Annotated in this window: 23 protein-coding genes and 1 tRNA gene; 15 read left to right on the forward strand and 9 right to left on the reverse strand. The window is 34.6% G+C overall.

Translation table 11 applies throughout. The annotated features are described in order from the left end of the window. Window positions 1-68 precede the first annotated feature (68 nt). A complete protein-coding gene (locus tag AAGD84_RS03540; protein WP_006279908.1) occupies window positions 69-407 on the reverse strand; it encodes an outer membrane protein assembly factor BamE in 339 nt (112 codons plus the stop codon). 131 nt (window positions 408-538) lie between these two features. Between AAGD84_RS03540 and AAGD84_RS03545 the strand changes: the two genes are divergently transcribed. The 3 genes from AAGD84_RS03545 (at window position 539) to tsaB (ending at window position 3,371) form a co-directional block, all read left to right on the forward strand. Beyond that, complete coding sequence (locus tag AAGD84_RS03545) at window positions 539-1,528, forward strand: ribonucleotide-diphosphate reductase subunit beta (protein WP_077188563.1); 990 nt, start codon at window positions 539-541, stop codon at window positions 1,526-1,528. Window positions 1,529-1,656: 128 nt separating this feature from the next. Further along, a complete protein-coding gene (locus AAGD84_RS03550; RefSeq protein ID WP_006280118.1) occupies window positions 1,657-2,787 on the forward strand; it encodes a cation:dicarboxylate symporter family transporter in 1,131 nt (376 codons plus the stop codon). Continuing rightward, on the forward strand, window positions 2,787-3,371 hold the full coding sequence (tsaB, locus tag AAGD84_RS03555; protein WP_264723341.1) for a tRNA (adenosine(37)-N6)-threonylcarbamoyltransferase complex dimerization subunit type 1 TsaB: 585 nt from the start codon (window positions 2,787-2,789) through the stop codon (window positions 3,369-3,371). Before AAGD84_RS03550 ends, tsaB begins: the two co-directional genes overlap by 1 nt. Here tsaB and AAGD84_RS03560 read toward each other — a convergent pair. Then, window positions 3,366-3,989 carry a hypothetical protein gene (locus AAGD84_RS03560; protein WP_015588891.1) on the reverse strand — a complete coding sequence of 208 codons (624 nt, stop codon included), beginning with the start codon at window positions 3,987-3,989 and terminating at the stop codon, window positions 3,366-3,368. The two genes, tsaB and AAGD84_RS03560, sit on opposite strands and share 6 nt — an antisense overlap. Before the next feature lie 280 nt (window positions 3,990-4,269). Here AAGD84_RS03560 and AAGD84_RS03565 point away from each other — a divergent pair, with 280 nt between their 5' ends. From AAGD84_RS03565 to AAGD84_RS03580, 4 genes are all read left to right on the forward strand, one after another. Continuing rightward, complete coding sequence (locus tag AAGD84_RS03565) at window positions 4,270-4,980, forward strand: class II aldolase/adducin family protein (RefSeq protein ID WP_065094941.1); 711 nt, start codon at window positions 4,270-4,272, stop codon at window positions 4,978-4,980. 72 nt (window positions 4,981-5,052) lie between these two features. Then, window positions 5,053-5,187, forward strand: coding sequence for an IS3 family transposase (locus tag AAGD84_RS03570; protein ID WP_007548354.1), 135 nt, complete (start codon window positions 5,053-5,055; stop codon window positions 5,185-5,187). Next, the gene (locus AAGD84_RS03575; protein WP_007548509.1) at window positions 5,184-5,318 is read left to right on the forward strand and encodes a hypothetical protein; all 135 of its coding nucleotides are present in this window, start codon (window positions 5,184-5,186) and stop codon (window positions 5,316-5,318) included. The genes AAGD84_RS03570 and AAGD84_RS03575 overlap by 4 nt, the downstream gene beginning before the upstream one ends. 59 nt (window positions 5,319-5,377) lie before the next feature. Then, entirely contained in the window at window positions 5,378-5,524 is a 147-nt protein-coding gene (locus AAGD84_RS03580; RefSeq protein WP_341818156.1) for an IS3 family transposase, read from the forward strand. A 238-nt stretch (window positions 5,525-5,762) separates the two neighbouring features. Here AAGD84_RS03580 and AAGD84_RS03585 read toward each other — a convergent pair whose 3' ends face one another. From AAGD84_RS03585 to AAGD84_RS03600, 4 genes are all read right to left on the reverse strand, one after another. Next, window positions 5,763-5,951 carry a hypothetical protein gene (locus AAGD84_RS03585; RefSeq protein ID WP_341818157.1) on the reverse strand — a complete coding sequence of 63 codons (189 nt, stop codon included), beginning with the start codon at window positions 5,949-5,951 and terminating at the stop codon, window positions 5,763-5,765. Between the two features lie 11 nt (window positions 5,952-5,962). Next, window positions 5,963-7,264: a group II intron reverse transcriptase/maturase gene (gene ltrA / locus AAGD84_RS03590; protein ID WP_338476458.1), complete on the reverse strand. Its 1,302-nt coding sequence runs from the start codon at window positions 7,262-7,264 to the stop codon at window positions 5,963-5,965. Beyond that, a complete protein-coding gene (locus AAGD84_RS03595) occupies window positions 7,249-7,758 on the reverse strand; it encodes a hypothetical protein (protein WP_341817816.1) in 510 nt (169 codons plus the stop codon). The genes ltrA and AAGD84_RS03595 overlap by 16 nt, the downstream gene beginning before the upstream one ends. Before the next feature lie 282 nt (window positions 7,759-8,040). Then, entirely contained in the window at window positions 8,041-9,642 is a 1,602-nt protein-coding gene (locus AAGD84_RS03600; protein ID WP_264722785.1) for a hypothetical protein, read from the reverse strand. A 700-nt stretch (window positions 9,643-10,342) separates the two neighbouring features. Between AAGD84_RS03600 and AAGD84_RS03605 the strand changes: the two genes are divergently transcribed. From AAGD84_RS03605 to lpdA, 3 genes are all read left to right on the forward strand, one after another. Beyond that, a complete protein-coding gene (locus AAGD84_RS03605) occupies window positions 10,343-10,510 on the forward strand; it encodes a hypothetical protein (RefSeq protein ID WP_182319366.1) in 168 nt (55 codons plus the stop codon). 323 nt (window positions 10,511-10,833) lie between these two features. Next, window positions 10,834-11,256, forward strand: coding sequence for a transposase (locus AAGD84_RS03610; RefSeq protein ID WP_264722784.1), 423 nt, complete (start codon window positions 10,834-10,836; stop codon window positions 11,254-11,256). Window positions 11,257-11,331: 75 nt separating this feature from the next. After that, the gene (gene lpdA, locus AAGD84_RS03615; RefSeq protein ID WP_044471191.1) at window positions 11,332-12,705 is read left to right on the forward strand and encodes a dihydrolipoyl dehydrogenase; all 1,374 of its coding nucleotides are present in this window, start codon (window positions 11,332-11,334) and stop codon (window positions 12,703-12,705) included. 5 nt (window positions 12,706-12,710) lie between these two features. Here lpdA and AAGD84_RS03620 read toward each other — a convergent pair whose 3' ends face one another. Next, window positions 12,711-13,103, reverse strand: a complete 393-nt coding sequence (locus tag AAGD84_RS03620; RefSeq protein WP_006279962.1) for a hypothetical protein — start codon at window positions 13,101-13,103, stop codon at window positions 12,711-12,713. A 69-nt stretch (window positions 13,104-13,172) separates the two neighbouring features. Here AAGD84_RS03620 and murG point away from each other — a divergent pair, with 69 nt between their 5' ends. After that, the gene (murG, locus tag AAGD84_RS03625; RefSeq protein ID WP_264722783.1) at window positions 13,173-14,204 is read left to right on the forward strand and encodes an undecaprenyldiphospho-muramoylpentapeptide beta-N-acetylglucosaminyltransferase; all 1,032 of its coding nucleotides are present in this window, start codon (window positions 13,173-13,175) and stop codon (window positions 14,202-14,204) included. Here murG and gshB read toward each other — a convergent pair. Next, window positions 14,189-15,118 (reverse strand): glutathione synthase, encoded by a 930-nt coding sequence (gene gshB / locus AAGD84_RS03630; protein ID WP_015589118.1) that lies wholly within the window; start codon window positions 15,116-15,118, stop codon window positions 14,189-14,191. The genes murG and gshB overlap by 16 nt on opposite strands. Window positions 15,119-15,178: 60 nt before the next feature. Next, window positions 15,179-15,769 (reverse strand): BON domain-containing protein, encoded by a 591-nt coding sequence (locus tag AAGD84_RS03635; RefSeq protein WP_236514819.1) that lies wholly within the window; start codon window positions 15,767-15,769, stop codon window positions 15,179-15,181. A gap of 140 nt (window positions 15,770-15,909) precedes the next feature. Here AAGD84_RS03635 and AAGD84_RS03640 point away from each other — a divergent pair. The 4 genes from AAGD84_RS03640 (at window position 15,910) to clpX (ending at window position 19,399) form a co-directional block, all read left to right on the forward strand. Continuing rightward, a tRNA-Leu gene (locus AAGD84_RS03640) sits at window positions 15,910-15,991 on the forward strand. A gap of 158 nt (window positions 15,992-16,149) precedes the next feature. Beyond that, complete coding sequence (gene tig / locus AAGD84_RS03645) at window positions 16,150-17,484, forward strand: trigger factor (protein ID WP_341818163.1); 1,335 nt, start codon at window positions 16,150-16,152, stop codon at window positions 17,482-17,484. An 11-nt stretch (window positions 17,485-17,495) separates the two neighbouring features. Beyond that, window positions 17,496-18,122, forward strand: a complete 627-nt coding sequence (gene clpP / locus AAGD84_RS03650) for an ATP-dependent Clp endopeptidase proteolytic subunit ClpP (protein WP_006280254.1) — start codon at window positions 17,496-17,498, stop codon at window positions 18,120-18,122. Beyond that, entirely contained in the window at window positions 18,122-19,399 is a 1,278-nt protein-coding gene (gene clpX / locus AAGD84_RS03655; RefSeq protein ID WP_006279985.1) for an ATP-dependent Clp protease ATP-binding subunit ClpX, read from the forward strand. Before clpP ends, clpX begins: the two co-directional genes overlap by 1 nt. Window positions 19,400-19,410 lie beyond the last annotated feature (11 nt).

The raw sequence follows: 19,410 nt of genomic DNA on the forward strand, positions 1-19,410 counted from the left end.
CCAAATCGCAATGTTCGTACAGTTATGGAATGAACCGCGGTATGACGTAGGAAGATCTGAGCAAACTTTCAATCAGAAACAGCCAAAGATCTCTCTAAGATGTCAGTTTCTTTTGTATCTTCAACTTTACCGTCCTGGTCGAATGAAATTTGCAGAGACTTACTACTATACTTCCTTTTTCCTAAAAAATTGGCTTGTTTAATTTTATATGAGACATAGTACCAAACATTGTCATCGAACTTTGATACTAATGTTGGTGATCCTAAAGTGTGAACCACTTTTTCTTTATCGTCACCTACTTTTATCTTGCTCCACAATTCAACACTAATGCCAGGAGCTCCGTGATTGTGAATAGTGTGAGTGCAGCTCACTGTAAATAATAAAATAAAAGATATTAATACTCGCATTTCTGTTGATAAATTACTTGAAGCTATAATACACTAATAAATTATCTGCCGTCAAATTTCAAAAAAGTTAAATTGACTGATTCTCAATATCACTTAATATAATATTTACTTTAGAAAATAATAGGTGTCTTATGTCATTGTTAGAAGCAGATCCAATATACAAACCTTTTAATTACCCTTGGGCGTATGATGCGTGGCTGCAGCAACAAAGAATCCATTGGATACCTGAGGAAGTTCCGCTTGCTGATGACGTAAAGGATTGGAAAACTAAACTTTCAAGTGTAGAAAAAAATCTACTAACCCAGATCTTTAGATTTTTTACTCAGGCAGACATTGAAGTAAATAACTGCTACATGAGGCATTATTCAAATATATTTAAGCCAACGGAAATATGCATGATGCTTGCAAGCTTTTCCAATATGGAAACTATACACATTGCAGCTTATTCTTATCTTTTAGACACAATTGGCATGCCAGAAAGCGAGTATCAAGCATTCTTAAAGTATGATGCTATGAGAAAGAAGTATGAATACATGTTAGAATTCGAGGAAAGCAAAAAACACGATAAAAAACATGTAGCTAAAACTCTAGCGGTGTTTGGTGCATTTACCGAGGGGTTGCAGTTATTCGCATCATTTGCAATTTTGCTCAATTTTCAACGCTTTGGAAAAATGAAAGGCATGGGACAAATAATTGCCTGGTCAGCCCGTGATGAAACTTTGCACACCAATTCAATTATCATGTTGTTTAATACATTTATTAAAGAGAATAATGAAATTTGGGACGACGAGTTTAAAGAGGAATTATATTCTGCATGTCGCACCATCGTTGAACTTGAGGATGAATTCATAAAGCTTGCTTTTGATTTCGGAGACGTTGAAGGACTATCCGCAGAAGAAGTGCGCAATTACATACGCTACGTAGCAAACAGACGGTTAATGCAATTAGGTCTTGAGTCCATATATGATGTCAATGATAATCCTATTCCGTGGCTTGATGAAATACTAAATGGCGTTGAACATACGAATTTCTTTGAAAATAGAGTAACAGAGTATAGCCGCGCAGCAACTCAAGGCACGTGGGAAGAAGCTTTTACTGAAAATGACACGAATAATAAGTGAATGCTAATTTCACTCTTTTTTGTCATTCCACTTTCATTACACCATTTGCTGTGCAGTTTAGACAGTTTTGCTTTACTTAACAACTAACTTACCATATATATGTCCATAGGACATTGGTATATAAGAACGTGCTACAACTATTAATCTTACTCACGGTCATCACTTCAGCTGCATTCTTTGGTCATTTAGTTCCAATGGAAGTAAAAACCTTCTTGTACTCAACGAGCCTTAGTATAAAAGAGGTTTTGCTATTTATAATGCCTTTTATTATTTTTGCGTTAATCTTTAGCAGTGTTAACAATCTTAAGCAGTCAGCTATAAAGTTCATATTGTTACTTATTATAATGATCTTCTTATCGAATCTGGCTTCAAGTTTAATAGCTTATTCTGTTGGGCATTTTATCATACAAAACACTTATTCAATACAAGATATAACGTATGAAGAAACAATTGTTCCCTTATGGTCGTTTAGACTGCCTGCATTGCTTTCTAATTTTTATGCCCTTGCTTGTGGATTTGTGTCCAGCATAGTAGTGTCCACACTGCTACCCAAAAAAAGCAGAGAGCTTTCGAACAAAATGTTAGATTTAACTCTCTTTATTTTGAAGACGTTTTTGACGCCGATTATTCCAATATTTGTACTTGGGCTTGCTTTAAAAATGCAGCATGATCAAGTTTTATCTATAATATTTAAGGATTACTCAATAATTTTCATTATTATAGCATCTGCAACCTACCTTTATGTTTTCCTCTTATATGGAGCAGCAAATTCATTCAAGATCACAAGCTGGATAGCTAGTATAGGCAATATGATACCGGCATTTATTACTGCAATGAGCACAATGTCTAGTAATGCAACTATGCCGCTTACTCTTGAAGGAAGCAAAAAAAATGTAAAGCAACCTGACATAGCATCGTCTGTTGTGCCAATAACTGCTAGCTTTCATTTAGTAGGTGATTGCTTTTTTATTATAATATTATCAATGATAATTGCCTCCGGTTATTCATTGTGCACAACAGACTATGTAACTTTCCTTCTCTATTTTTTGTTATTTAAGTTTGCTATCGTGGCAGTTCCGGCAGGAGGAATTATGGTAATGCTACCTATTCTTGAGAAATACCTCAAATTTTCTCCAGAAATGCTTTCGTTAATCACAGCACTGTATATAGTGTTTGATCCAATAATCACTTCAGCAAACGTTATGGGTAATGGTGCCTTTGCTATAATGTTTACAAAACTCTATGATAAGCTTAAGTAATGTCTATTTTAGCGATTGATACTGTAGGTATTGGTAGTTCAATAGCAATAGTTGATTATGATGGTAACTGTTTTGTAGAGCACAATTCCGCCAGCAACAATCATGCAGAATCATTTTTTCAAATTCTGAATACTTTGTTTGATAAGCACAACTATAATTATGATAAAATAGATCATTTAGCGGTAGTAGTTGGACCAGGAAGTTTCACTGGAATTAGAGTTGGTATATCAGCAGCACAAGGTATAAATCTTGCTACAAATAAGCCGTTATATGGAGTTAGTGCGCTGGAAGTTCAAGCCTATGCAATATCTTTGCTTTGTAAAAATAGCAAAAAAAATATCAGAGCTATAATCAAAAATGCTCAAGGGTTTTATACGCAGTTATTTGATTTCAATTTATTGCCGCTGTCTGGTCCAACTGCAGCATGTGACCCTGGTCACGCTACAAGCAGTACACATATGGATTGCAATTTAAATGCTAGCCATGCAGGACTATTAGTTCATTATAGACTGAAGAACAAGCAAAAATTAAACGAAGTTGAAGCTCTATATTTAAATGAGCCTCAGTATATGAAATTGCTATAGATTATTCTTTTGCATACACGCAATTTGGCTAAGCTTGTGCATCTGGTTTACTATCTCTTGAGCTACTTCTTTTATACTCATATTTGAATTTTCTATCTCTATGGCACTCGGTGGTATAAATGAATCGTTAGTCCTCAATTTCTCTATAACGTTATTTACATTAATCACCCTCCTATTTTTTCTTTGCCTTTTTAATGCAATACGCTTTTGTAATGTCAGTAGATCGCACCTGAGTACTACAGGAAGGATTTCTGTGCCCATTTTTTTACTAAGCCTTACTATTGAATCATACATCCTCATGTTCTGGTCATTATTTTCCATCAACTCATCAATAAATATGTAATTTTTTGAGTGAATCGGATAATTTTCTATTACCTGAAGCATAATTTGCATAATGCCATATATTCTATCTTGAACTTCTTTAGGTATTGGATCACGTTCAAAGACACCATCGTATATAGAGCAAGCTTGAACATTGTTATAGAACTTGCTATTTACAATTAATGCGTCTATCATATTAGATAATTCTATTGCTGTGGAAAGTTTACCACTTCCCGAAAGACCAGAGAGATATATGAAAAATCCTGCTGGCTGTTTTTTTGTGTTAATATTTACCATATTATTTTCAATCTTGAAACTTACATTTATAATAACATAAAAATGAAGCTTTAAAACATATGAAATATTATATAGAAAATTATTTTTGTAGTTAAGATATTATGTAATTTAAAAACATAAATTCTGTATATAAACTCTATAATAACGATAACTATTTTTAAGCAAGCTACAACACAAAAGTGTTTGGTATTCAGAAAGCAAGACAGAGTGGCATAGACTTATTAGTTTACTACAAGTCTCTTTTCGCGTATAAACCTTCAGAAGATTCTAACAGAGGATTGTGTTGTTAACAAAGAGCAGAGTAAAAAGGGATCTAGTCTATGCCTATCAGATTTTGTCCTACCTTAAGTTCGATGATCATACATATACTCACCTTTCAGTGCGTTCTGAAGATCAAAAGTCGTTTTATATTTATCCGTTTGGTATGCGTTTTGATGAAGTAGATGAACGTTCGTTAATGAAAGTATCATTTGATGGAGATGTAGTTGAAGGCAAAGAATATCAATATAATAGAACTGGCTATATAATTCATGGTTTTGTTTATCAAGCAAGGAAAGATATTCAAGCAATTTTTCACTTGCATACACCTTCTATTGTAGCGGTTTCTTCTCTCAAAGATGGGCTGCTTCCTATAAGTCAATGGGCACTGCACTTTTACAATAAAATCTCTTACCATAATTATAATTCCCTAGCACTTAGCGATACAGAAGGAAAGAGGTTAATAGCTGATCTGAAAGAAAATTTTGTCATGTTAATGCGTAATCATGGATCTATAACGTGTGGTCGGACTATACAAGAAGCAATGTTTTACACGTATCATTTAGAACAAGCGTGCAAAACTCAATGTTTAACGTTAGCAATGAATAAGGAGTTATCAATTCCAAGTGAAGAAATTTGCTCAAAAGCTGTAAAGGATCTCCTATCTTTTGAAAGCAATCTTGGTGAGAGGGATTGGCACGCATGGGTTAGACTAATTAAAAGTAAGTTGTAAGTGACCTTACCCAGAAAAAGTAGAGAGAAAGTTAAAACGTTTTTGGAGTAAAATAAAACGTTTTTTCAAAATATGACAAATAGAAGAGAATATACAGCAGAATTCAAATTAGAAGCTGTTAAGCTGGTTAAAGAAACAGGTCAAGCAAGTACAAAAATAGCAAAAGATCTAGGTATAGATGGCAGTATGTTAAGTAAGAAAATATGATGGAAAAATGTCTGGAGCATACGCATTTCCAGGCAAAGGCTCCTTATGACAAAGAAAGATTTGATCTAAAAAAAGAGCTAATAAGAGAAAGAGACATCTTAAAAAAAGCCCTGGGCAAAGAAAAAGAGTAAAGTATTCTTTTATATAGAAATTGCTATAAAACACAGGAACTATGTAGGGTTTTGTACTGGTGGTATGGGTTGCTAAGGAAAAAAGCAGTAAAGAATTAGCAAAAGAAGGGCTTCTAGCAGATATTCAAAAAACACATCAAGCTTCTAAATGCAGATATGGAGCCCCTAAAATTCACGCTGAATTAAAAGCTTTAGGCAAAAATTAAAACAGTACAAAGTGTTATGCAAGAAAATGGCATTAAAGCCAAGCTTAGACGAAGGTTCAAAAATAAAAAACAGCAAATAAGCAACCGAGTTGTGGCTCCGAACACATTGGATCAAAATTTTACTACTGATCAGCCAAATAAAGTTTGGGATTACCTACATAAAAACTAAAGAAGGTTGTTGGCGGCAATAATTGACCTATATTCACGCATGGTGGTTAATGAGTAACATGATAATTAGTTATAGATTCTTTATTAATGGCCGTTGATAAACGCAAACCCGATAAAAATCTGCTGTTACATAGCGATCAAGGGTGTTCGGTAGAAGCTGTAGCTTTACTCCTCTCGTTTGAGTTTTATTACTACAACTCCCCCTAAAGAACCGTGCTTGCAGATTTCCCGCACACGGCTCATCAATATTAGTTTTCACAGTCGTCCCTCTTATGCATATAAAGAAAAATGTATTTTTGGCTTTGGTAATGGATTTACTTCTACGTAGTGTACAAACTGTTCCCAGGTCATACTCTTTTTCTGACTACGCCGATTTATCCATTTAAATGCTAGCTTTCTTACTGATGTGTAAAATTGTTTCAAACACCAATAATTTCCGCTAATACCAAAGTAGTTATAGTGTCCTGTTAATTTAGCCTTCAGTACTTGCCACCAATCTTTAAGTCGAATACTTCCGCGGACTATTTTCAACCACTCCTTGATTTCTTTTAGTTTTCTGGCTAGATTTAACTTAGAGGTTTTATGTCCCATCATTAATCTACCACGACGACTTTTTGCACCATAGTGCGTAAACCCCAGAAAATTGAAACTTTCCGTCCTTCGTTTCTCTCTTATCGCTCGTTGCCACTCCCTCTTGCCAAACTTTACTACTCTGGTCTTGTTTTCAGATACTTCCAACCCAAATTTATTTAGCCTTTGTTTCAGTAATTCCAGAAATTCTTCCGCGTCTACCTTACTTTCGCAACAAACCACAAAATCATCGCAAAACCTTATTACTTGTATATATCCTCTGGATCTTGGTTTAAATTTCTTTTCTATCCATAAATCCAACACATAATGTAAGTATATATTTGCTAATACAGGACTTACTATACCGCCTTGTGGTGTACCTTGTTTTGTTGCTTCATAATTTCCAGCTTCGACTATCCCTGCCTTGAGAAACCGCTTTACTAACCACAGCAAATTTGGGTCAGTTATTCGTTCCCTTAGACACCTCATTAGCCATTTATGCTGTATATTATCGTAGAACTTCTTGATATCCACTTCTACAATGTAGTTTATTGGCTTGTACATAACTGCTTTATCTAGTGCATTTACCGCTTGATGACAGTTTCTTCCTGGTCGAAATCCATATGAGCTGTCCAGAAAGTTTGCCTCGTAAATATTTTCTAATATCTTCTTCAGCATAATCTGTACTAATTTATCCTCGGTCGATGGTATTCCGAGTCCGCGTTTCTCTTTACTTCCAGCTTTCGGTATATATACCCTCTTTACTGGTTGTGGTTGATATTGCTTCCTCTTCATACTTTCTACTAGCACTTCGAGTTTCTCATTCAGATTTTCTCCGTATGATTCCACTGTTATCTGGTCTACTCCACAAGCCTTGTTACGCTTCAGTTCTTTATAACATCTCGCAAGATTCTCTGTATTTATCAGATGGACTAACGATGTGAATTTTAGTCGCTTATCTTGCTTTGCTCTTACTGCTATCTGGTTTAGTTTATATCGCATGTTATTCCTACCTCCGTTGTATTGGCATAGCAATCCCTATTCCAGTTACTATATTGCTGATCGCTTCCCCTTGTACGTGGCTTTCCCACATTCTGAGTACTATCAATCAGTCCGACTTCCCCTGCATCTTCCGCTAGTTCTTGCCTTTGTTGACTTGTTCCAACGTACCTTAATAGGAATGCATGGGATCTCCCAAGTTCACTTGAAGTCCATTTCAATACATGGCACGGTCTCAGATCCCGATAGAGTGAGTGATAACTTGCCTTTACGTTATCCTTCATGCTGTCTTCCATGGCCATGAACATGTCGACCTCTATGTCTTCAGGTATTTCGGGACTCCACTCCTTCACTTCCGTTGTGCCCTGCATTGTCCATCCCACTAGCTCTATTACACTCGTTACCTCATGCAACATAGTGGTCTGTTCCAAACTGTTGGCTAGACTTTGTTTGTGTTGGATTTTCACCAACTGTTCTCCAAGCACTTCTTGGCGCACCTTGGCAGTTACTGACTCTCATTTTTTGTGGCATATTTTTTCTTCAACAGTTAAATGGCTATTTATAATGAATTTGTCAGTAACTGCCAGTTCTTTTCACTTGAGCGATGCAACAAAGCCCACTGGGATCCAGAAAATTTGATTGTGTACTATACAACATTTTCGATTAAAAGCTGGATTCCAGTGTCAAGCACTGGAATGACATCACAGGGGCACTGGAATTTTTGTTTCAATATTTGTACATTAGCCATGCATCTGAACAGATACTGTAAACTAGCTATATTACATTAGCCCATCAGATGAGTTGTAATGGTTATAATTGTCTGATAAGTGATCTCTAACATCGTGACCTAACTCATCCACATCAGGTTTAAGCAAAGAAAGGTCATCAGCAGAAGGTTGTTGCGTAGATTCATCAGATTTTTCCTCTTTAGACCAAAATAACCATGAAAAGAGTGATGAGATAGAATCAATAATGGATTTAATTGCTGAAAAAATATTGGATAAGAAATTACTGGGTTGCTGAGTGTCTTGCTGGTTACTTTTTTCTTCTTCTACATTACTTTGTTCTACTTCATTTGATTCTTCCACCTCTTCTTCAGGGTTACTTCTGCTTATAAATGTCTTATCTAGCTGTTTGAATATATTTTTGTCGGAGTTTTGAAAATACATTCGACTTATCTCCTTATTTTCATCAATGTAAATCACTAAAGTTGTATTCTCGTTCCCCAATCCATCACATTCACTAACGAGCGATTCATGAGAGTTCTTAATGTCTTTGATAAATTGAAGTTTTTCTTCTTCTGCTGAAAGATAATCTCTGTGTTCTGCTCTATAAGTGGTGCCTTTGTATTTAAAACTAAACATTGATCCATGGTCTTCATATTCATCTACTAGTTCATGAATACTCTTGACATTTTGTATAGCTTTAAATTTTTCTTCTTCTGAAAGGTTCTTGTGATATTTATAAAGTGTACCTTTATATTTAAATTGAAACATCGATCCACGGTCTTCATATTCATCTAATCCAGAGTTCTTGATACGTTGTATAATTTGAAATTTTTCTTCTTCTGAAAGATCTTCACGGTATATACTACCAGTTGTGTCCTTATATTTAAATTGAAACATCCATCCACGGTCTTTATATTCATCTACACCCATCTGCTTGCAAATAGCTTTATAATTTTTTTCTTCTACCTCTCGTCCAACAACATTTGCTATGAGTTCAGTATCCAGAATATTCAAAGTTCGGACTGTTGCTGATGGTGAAAAACGTAATTGAAATATGTGACCTAGCTCATGACCTAGAACAAAATCCATGGCACTTTGCTTATATGTCAGAATATTCTGATAATCTGTTACTCCTCGTGTAATATATCCTGGACCACCGTCTTCATCTATGCCGAGAAGATTGTTATACTTTATATAATCGCTTCTATTATTGAAAATGTAAACCTTTATATCTTTAATTATGCTACTATCTTTGAAGCAAAACTTTTCTTTAAATGCCCCATAGGCAGTTTTAATGTCTGTTTCTATTTGGTTTTGTTCCTGCTCAGATAAGTTGTCGTATTTTATAGTACAATTTATATACCCGTATTTAACGGTAAAGCTGTTAGACAAAATATCATGTATATTTGTGGAAAAATAATTGAACTGCTTTGACTCGGCTTCCTTATACAATTGATGCCCATATTTATCACTAGAATACTTTGGTAGTTTAGGTACTTTGGCAATTAAGTTTTTGTTACTATCAAAAAAAGAAATGTCTGTATTACCAATTTCACAATTTTGTATAGATTGCCCGCAAGTGCCATCATTTGCACAATCGTGATGATTTGGGTCAGTCTTCTTATAAAACCATGCATTAGTGTATTTTCCCATTTTGATATCTCACTACCAAACCTTACTATATTATTATCTTGGTAAAAATCATAATAATTCATTAACTTGTATTTTAAATCTGTATCAAATGTGCTTTTCTCGTAAGGTATCAATTGTGAAGTAATTAACTTTATTTGTTTAAAATTTTGCTAAAATAGCTCTTTTTATACTATGTTTTATATAGCTAAACTGACTTAGATTTACTGACAATTTGAAAAACAAAAATTCGTCATTCCGCTACTATAGTATTTTCTAAAACGAATGATAAACATCTAAAATGGTATTACCAACTAAAAGGTGTAAGTCTGTACATTGATGCATTAGAGGTCTGAGGCGACTTTTGATGGTGTGCCAACAATGCTCTATCGGATTTAGATCTTACTATTACCCACAAATATAAATGTTTGTTGCATAGCTCTTAATGGCATAACTTTTGCTTGAAATAACTGTTTATATGGTGCAATTTACAGCTTTTAGTTGCTAAAATTATAACTCTTAGTTTAATAATTTTAATCTAATAAGCTTTCAGGTTAATAAAATTAAATTATTTGAATAAATACAATACTATGTTTTTATTTGTGGGTAATAGTAAGGCTTAAAGCAAAATGTAGTACGAACGGTAGGTGGATCTAAAAGATCGAATTACAATCCTGTATACAGCATTTTGCATTATTGTTTGATGATATTTATAGGTACAAAAATGGCTAGAATAATTTTCATGGGAGTAGATGTTTCCAAGGAAGCATTGGACATCTCAATTAATGGCAAGCATAAGCGCATAGCAAACGTGAGTGATGCTATATCTAAGTTTATAGAAACAAATATAGTCGATTTACCCATCAAGTTATGTGTAAACTGGTGGCTATGAAAAGCTCATTATAAAATTGTTGCAAGATAACTGTCCATAAAGCTCACCCGAATCGGGTATATGCATTTGCCAAAGCTTGCAATCATTTTGCAAAAACTGACAAGTTAGATGCTAAATTACTGGAAAAATACGCTGAATTTGTCAGTAAAGACGGTGAAGTAAAAGGATGTGTAATTTCAAAAAAGCAAGAGGAATTAAAGGAGCTGGGGGCAGTTGAGCGTAATTTAAATGATGCAATTCATGCAAACAAGTGTCGCCTGCAAAGTGCGACGGGAAAAGCTAGAGAATACATAGAAAGACAGATAGGGTTTGCTGAAAAACAATTGAAAGAAATTAGGCAAGACATAGAAGACGCAATAGCTGAATTGAAAGGAAAAAATGAGCTTTTAATCAGCTATAAAGGTATTGGATCAAAGACGGCGAGCGTTCTACTGACAGAGGTGCCTGAGCTTGGTAGATTAGAGAATAGAGAAATTGCATGCTTAGTTGGAGTTGCACCTAAAACTAGTGAAAGTGGAAGAAAAGTTGGCAAAGCTCAAATCAAAGGAGGCAGGTTTTATGCAAGGAAAGCACTATACATGTCAGCTTTTGTTGCTATGCGCCACAACAGAAAAATGAAAGCGTTTTATCAGCGTTTGGTTGATTCTGGCAAAGCTGCTAAGGTTGCATTAGTTGCTGTCATGAGAAAAATTATCGTTTGTTTAAATGCCATGATAAAAAATAACAACTTTTATCTTGACTCTTAAGACGGTAGATGACAGACCATTGATTGTATGGGTTCCATCTGTTATATATAATCTTTTTGAATACGAAGAAAACTGATGAATGAGTATGATATTACGGTTATAGGTAGCGGTCCTGGTGGTTATATAGCGGCAATTAGGGCGGCACAGCTTGGGTTTAAAACTGCAATTGTGGAAAAAGAAAAAAATTTAGGCGGTATATGCTTAAATTGGGGATGTATACCAACAAAATCACTGCTTAGAGCATCTGAGGTTTATAGGCTAATAAAAAGATCAAAAGAGTTTGGTATAGAAGTAAAGGGAGCGAATTTTGATATACAATCAATAGTGAAATACTCAAGAAACGTTGTTGATAAATTGTCAAGCGGTGTTGCATATTTGATGAAAAAAAATAATATCAAAGTTCATCAAGGTTTTGGTAAACTTGCAGGCAATGGTACTATAAAAGTTGCTGGCGATAAGGAAGAACAAGAAATTGTTTCCAAGCATATCATTTTAGCAACAGGCGTGAGAGCACGGAATCTGCCTGGAATAGAGGCAGATGGAGATTTAATATGGAATGCGCAGCACGCTATGACTCCAGAGAGATTACCAAAATCGCTACTAATTATAGGGTCTGGTGCAATTGGAATAGAATTTGCAAGTTTTTATAGTACTTTGGGGGTTGATGTAACAATCATAGAGATAAAGAGCACTATTTTGCCGCTGGAGGATAAGGACATTTCAGATTTAGCACAAGAAATATTCACAAAACAGGGGATAGAAATATATACAAGCAGTAGCGTAAAAGCTCTTACTAAAAGTAAAGACTCTGCTCAAGTGCTACTAAGTAGTGGTGAGAGCAAAGAATTTGAGAGGGTGATTGTTGCGGTTGGAATTCAAGCAAATATTGAAAATATAGGTTTAGAAAATACAAAAATTAAATTAAGCCCTTCTGGCTTTATTGAAACGAATGAATGGTATGAAACTAGTGAATCAAATGTGTATGCAATAGGTGATGTAGCTGGCCCACCATGTTTAGCACATAAAGCGAGCCATGAAGCCGTGATCTGCATTGAAAAGATTGCTGGTAAAAATGCTCATGCGTTAAAAAAAGAATGCATACCAAATTGCACTTATTCTCATCCACAAATAGCGAGCATCGGCCTTACTGAGGAACAGGCAATAAAAGGTGGGTATGATATAAAAATAGGAAAATTTCACTCTAACTTTAATGGTAAGTCTGTTGCACTCAGTGAAACTGAAGGGTTAGTGAAAACGATTATAGATAAAAAAACCGGAGAAATTCTGGGTAGCCACATGATAGGTGCAGAAGTAACGGAGTTAATTAGCAATTTTGCTCTTGCAAAGCAACTAGAAGGAACAGACTTCGACATAAAATCTACGATTTTTCCTCATCCAACCATTTCAGAGATGATACATGAATCAGTGCTTGCTGCAGATGTTAAATAGTTGAACTAACGTTCCATCGTTTTAGAGTTGTCAATGTCTTGAGTAGTAGTTTGATTAGGCACTTTAGTTTCAATAGATTGATTACCACCAGCATCAGAATTCTGTAACTCTTCTTTCAATCCCTTAGCTGCTTCTTTAACTTCAAGCTTTGCCTTTGGATGAAGATCTTCTGGGCCTTTTCCTTTAGTATCCAAACCTTGTTGTAGATTAGTGCTTTTCATTTTATTATGCTGCTCGTGCTCAGGTAGGTCAACGACCGAATTGAAAAGAATTTTTATTATATTTTTTAGCAGTTCTAAAAAACCTCCGCTTCTGCCTTCTCTTTGTTCTTGAGGTTTATTTTTCTCATTAGGTTCTTTTTTACTATTACTTTTAGGCATTTTTAACTCAACTATCATAACGCTTAATAAAATTCTACGTGCAAATTGTTAAATAACAGTTAACAATCTAGGATTTATTATTTACAGATGGATATTATTTTAGCAACAGGTGGCACAGGTGGGCATATCTTTCCGGCCATAGCTTTAGCAAAAGCACTAAAGACACAAGGATACAATTGCATATTATTCACTGATAAAAAAACAAATAAAAATACCGACATAGAAAGCTACACCTTACCATTACGTAGACCAAGCAGCAACAAATTTAAGTTTTTCCTTTTCTTGATATACAGCTCTATGTTAGCACTGTATCAAGTAAGAAAATTAAAACCAAAATCGGTCATTGGTTTTGGTAGCTATGCTTCTTTTCCAACTCTTCTTGCAGCAAGAGTTCTTTCTATACCTATAATTTTACATGAACAAAACACAGTTTTAGGGAGAGTAAATAGATTCTTTTTCAAGAGTGCAAAATTAATTGCAACCAGCTTTCCGGAGACTAAATATGCAGAGGGCAATAAATGTATTTTTACAGGAAATTTTGTTGATATAAAAGCACAGAGCCATTCTAGCACTGAGAAAATCCTAAATATATTGGTCATAGCAGGCAGCCAAGGTGCAAATTTTTTTGATGATGTAGTAAGCAGCGTAATTTGTGATTTACCTATTAAAATGAAAAAGAAAATTAGAGTGACGCAGCAATGTACGAAGAAAAATGTAAACAAGGTCAAAAGTCTATACAAAAGTGAAAAGATCGATTGTGAATTGAGTGAATTTTTTGATGATATGGAGAATAGACTGGCCAATGCTCACTTGGTAATTAGCAGAGCAGGAGCAACTTCAATAGCAGAGATCACTCTTGCTAGGCGTTCTGCTATATATATTCCTTACCCTTACTCAAAAGATAATCACCAATTTTATAACGCAAAATATATTGAAAACTCGAGAGCAGCTATAATAGTTGAGCAGAATAGTGAAGCAAAAAAAAATCTAACAGAGGTACTATTTGATCTATTAAATAATTCTCAAAAATTGCGTGATATGACCAATAGTACAGAAAAAACAGGGATAAAGAATGGGACTACTGAGTTTGTTAAGGTGATTGTTCACAGGTTTAGTTGATGGCTGCTTGCTTTTTCTTCAAACACGTCCCAAAGATCCTTTTCTAGCGATATATTATACAATTTATTGATATAAACTACTCCCGTGGGTGAAGTTGTGTTAATTTCGAGCAGGAAGTCATCTATAATATCAATACCAACAAATATTAGCCCTCTTTTCTTTAATTCAGGACCAATTTTGTTACATATTTCATTGTTTCTATCGTTCATTTGAGCGGGCTCAAAACTTGCTCCAAGTCGCATGTTTGTTCTGATCTCTCCACTGATTTTTGGAATTCGTTTCATTACACCAATTGGTTGGCCATAAAGTAGCAATATTCTTTTATCTTTATCTATGTTTTTACAAAATGATTGTGCAATCACAGGGCATTCGTATTTTGCTATCATGAGATCCACTACTACTTGAATACTATTCTCATCTTGTATTCTTATCACATCGTTTCCTCCATAACTATACAATGGCTTCAGAATAATATCTTGATAGTTGTAGTAGAAATCTCTAATCATTGATATATTTTCAGTAATCAAAGTTGGCGGAATTAGCTCTGGAAATAATGAAGTTATCAATTTTTCAGGACAATTTCTTATTTCTGTTGGATTGTTAATTACCAATGCGCTGGTTTTTTCTAAGATATATGTTGTTGTAATATAACGCATATCAAAGGGTGGATCCTGTCTGATAAATATGATGTCCATTTCATTCAAGTTGATTGCTACATCCTCTTTAGAGATAAAACTAAAATCATCAACGCTGACTTTCTGAGCCAGAGCAATTGGATGGTTTAGCTTTAGTGCTAAATTGTTAGGAGCATAGACAAAAACTTCGTGCTTCCTCCTTTGTGCTTCCTTTATTAGCACGAATGTAGTGTCAGTTTCAAAATTTATATTTTCATCCATCTGAAAGGCAATTTTCATTTATGTTCTCTACCTATTGTCACAACTGTACAAATGTTATAATTTGAAAGCGATTTTTGCCTAATGGCGTAACTTACTGTACCTGTATCGTACATAACTTACAACTTGTTTTACTCCCTTTACTTTTCTTGCAATTGCTATTACAGCTTTTAATTCCGCTTTATTTTGGGCTATACCCATCAAATAAACAACTCTATCAACCGTATTAACGCTATAATTAATTGACTTAATATTTCTTTTTCCCAGGAGTCTTGTTCTTATTTCCGCTGTTATCATGCCATCTACAGTGGTGTCTAGCATGGAAGCCATTTGAATTGGTATTACTCTTATTTCATTTATCACTTCTTTAATTTCTTTTTGCTGCCAAGCTATTTTTTCTGCTGTAAGTTGTTTTTCAGGAGTGTCAACACTTCCAATGAGCAATACTCTTCCTTCACTTACTTTAACCTTTATGGATGAAAATAGCCCATGTTTTAAGAGCCCCTTATTAATTCTGATGACCATAGTCGTATCATCAATGATATTTCCCAAGGATTTGTCCTGCATTGTTATTGCTGTTGCTGTAGCCACCACACCACCTATTATAAGGGTTGTGCAACCACTTTGTGTAATCAAAAAAATTGCGAGTAAGAAGCTTGTTATTAATCTCATTATTGATTTTCATGGTTTAGAGCTTTCATTAAGAAATGTTAATAAGCTTTTTTGATTGTGTAAATACCATAAATTAAGTAAGACTTTAAACCTTGAATATTTTTAATGGAATACCTATAATAGGGTACTGAAAATTTCTTGCGGATATGGCGGAATTGGTAGACGTGCCAGGTTTAGGTCCTGGTGAGCTTGCTCGTGGGGGTTCAAGTCCCTCTATCCGCACTTTAAAGTCATGTAACTTAGGTTTTAAGGGAAAATTTATAATCACTAAATACACTTTTGTTTGTGTAAAAACCTGTTCTTAAGGATTGTGTTTAACTTAAATTCTGGTAAAATGACTCTATTAAGATATGAATTAAAATGTTAATAAATGAATTATGATGTCTAATAATATACCTCAAAATACAGTCGAAGTAAGTAGCGTATATACCTACAAAGAGCTTAGTATAGATAAACTAAAGTATGAGTATGAAATCACAGTTGGTAGTGATTATATAAAACAAAAGGTAAATTCCAGGTTGCAAGAGATAGCAGAAAATGCAAAATCACCTGGATTTAGGGCTGGAAAGATGCCCTATGACCTTGTTGTTGCAAATTATAAAAACGAGGCTTTGGAATATGTGATAAATAATACAATTGATTATTGCTCAAGTGATTTGATGAAAAAAATTGAAGTCAAGTCTCACATTTATCCTAAGGTTGATGTTATATCATTACCAGATCTGGGCAAAGAAAATGAGGAGGGCAATTTTGTATACAAGCTATCTTTTGAGTCGATGCCTGAAGTACCGATGATAGATCTTGACAAAATAAACTTAAAGAAAATTGAAGCAAAGATTGAAGAGGAAGATATAAAAGAATTTATTGATTCTATCAAAACAAAGTTCCCCAATTTTGCCTCTGTTGATGATGCTTCTTATCAAGCGAAAGATGGGGATAAATTGATAATTGATTTTGAAGGGAGGATTAGGAATAAGCTCTTTCAAGGTGGAAGTAGCAAAGATTTTGCCGTTAATTTAGGGTCTGGCACATTTATTAATGGTTTTGAAGATCAATTAACTGGTATGAAAAAGGGAGAAACAAAGAACTTTAAGTTGAAATTTCCTGAAAATTACCAAGCCATTTCCCTTGCAGGACAGGAAGCTGATTTTTCTGTGCGAGTTAATGAGATTCAAATTGCCAAAGATTTTGAAAATGATGATGAAATAGCTAAGAGTATTGGGTTTAAAGATTATTCTTTGCTAATAAATCATGCAAAAAAAATGATTGGTGATCAGTGCACCGAAATGAGAAATCTCTTAATTAAAAAGGAGCTGTTTGATTATTTGGATGCTAATTATAGTTTTGATTTACCCACAGACATAGTAAAACAGGAGCAACAAAGAATGGAAGGAGAATTGGGTGCTCAAAATGATTCTTGTAAAGAAGCTGAAAAACGTGTAAAGCTTGCTATGTTATTTATGAAATTTAGTGCAGAACATAAAATATCATTAACTCAAAATGATGTTTTGAGTGTTATTGTAAATCAATATGTCAGTAAAGATGTGCAATTTGACAGAGTACTTAAGCATTTTGAATCAAATAAACAATTTCAAGAATTAGTTAGAGGGCAAGCGCTTGAGTATAAAGTGACAGATTATATAATAGAAAAAGTTAGTAAAGAAGAGCAGATTGTTTCTGTGAAAGAATTAAAGGAATTATTTGATAATATTTAATAGGAAAAGGTATGACTCTTATACCAATTGTAGTTGAACAAACTAGTCGCGGTGAGCGCGCTTATGACATATATTCAAGACTAGTGAAAGAAAGAATAATTTTTGTAACAGGTCCTATTGAAGACAATATGGCCAGTGTAATAGTAGCACAGCTTTTATTTTTAGAATCGGAAAATCCCGATAAAGACATTTGTATGTACATCAACTCACCAGGTGGTGTTGTAACTGCTGGTTTGTCGATCTACGATACAATGCAGTATATAAACCCAGACGTTTCAACTTTATGTATAGGTCAAGCTGCGTCTATGGGTTCTTTATTGCTTGCAGCTGGTACAAAAGGTAAGCGCTACTCTCTACCTCATTCAAGAATTATGATACATCAGCCATCTGGTGGTTATCATGGTCAAGCAACTGATATAGAAATACATGCTAATGAAATTTTGCGGGTTAAGAAAAAACTAAATCAAATTTATGAAAAACATACTGGAAATTCACTGAAGAAAATTGAAGGAATGATGGAAAGAGATAAATTCATGGATCCTGAAGAAGCAAGGAAAATTGGCTTAATTGACAGGGTGATAGCTGAGCGTACAGATATTGAAATTGAAAATATTAAAGTTAAACAAAAGGTGGGTTAATGGATAACAATAATGATTTACACTACTGTTCTTTTTGCAACAAGGCGCAAGATGAAGTAGATAAATTGATTACTAACTCTTCGGATGGTTTAAAGGTGTTTATTTGTAATGAGTGCATAGAATTATCCCATAAAGCAATAAGTCAAAAGAAAGATAGATCTTTTAATTCAGATCGTATATCTGATATGAAGCTATTACTAAAGAAACCTGAGGATATAAAAAACTTTCTCAGCAAGCATGTTGTAGGTCAAGAACACGCGCAACACGTTTTATCTGTAGCTATGTATAACCATTGTCAATCCATGGTACAATTTCATGCTATAAGTGATATTGAAATCGAGAAGTCAAATATAATGCTTATTGGTCCCACTGGTTCTGGTAAGACTTTGCTAGCCAAAACACTTGCTAAAGTTTCAGATGTGCCATTTGCTATGGCTGATGCGACAACTTTAACTGAGGCAGGTTATGTGGGTGATGATGTAGAAAGCGTGTTGTCGCGTTTATTACAAGCTGCAAATTATGACGTTGTAAAAGCACAGCGTGGTATAGTGTTTATAGATGAAATAGACAAGATTACAAGAAAATCTGAAAGCACTTCAATAACCCGTGACGTTTCAGGTGAAGGGGTCCAGCAAGCTCTGCTTAAGATTATGGAGGGTACAGTTGCTTATGTTCCGCCACAAGGAGGGCGAAAACACCCACAACAAGAGTTTATACAAGTGGATACTAGTAACATACTGTTTATTTGTGGAGGAGCTTTTGAAGGCCTCGATAAAATTATTGAAGCGAGAAAAAAGGGAACGTCAGTTGGCTTTGGAGCAGATATAAGTCAGTCTAAAGAGCAAAAGAAAAAGAATGCTTTACATGATGTTCAACCTGAAGATTTAATCAAATTCGGTTTAATACCCGAATTTGTAGGGCGGGTTCCAATAACTGCTGTTTTAGATGAGCTGGATCATGAAGATTTAATACATGTGTTGACAGAGCCAAGGAATGCACTAATAAAACAGTACAAAGCATTGCTTGCGTTTAGCAAAGTAAACCTTGAGTTTTCAGATGAAGCAATATCAGCTATTGCTAAAAAGGCTATAAGCTACAAAACAGGTGCAAGAATGTTACGTGCTATCTTGGAGTCACTTTTGCTTGACATTATGTATACATCTGGAAACGGAGGCTTTGAAGGTAGCACTATAGTAATCACTAAGAAAATGGTAGAATTAGGAAAAGCAACGGTTAATCATAATAACAATGGCAATGTTATAACGGTTAATGATTAATTTGAGGCATA

This window comes from Wolbachia endosymbiont (group A) of Andrena fulva (assembly GCF_964026815.1).
Lineage (GTDB): Bacteria > Pseudomonadota > Alphaproteobacteria > Rickettsiales > Anaplasmataceae > Wolbachia > Wolbachia pipientis.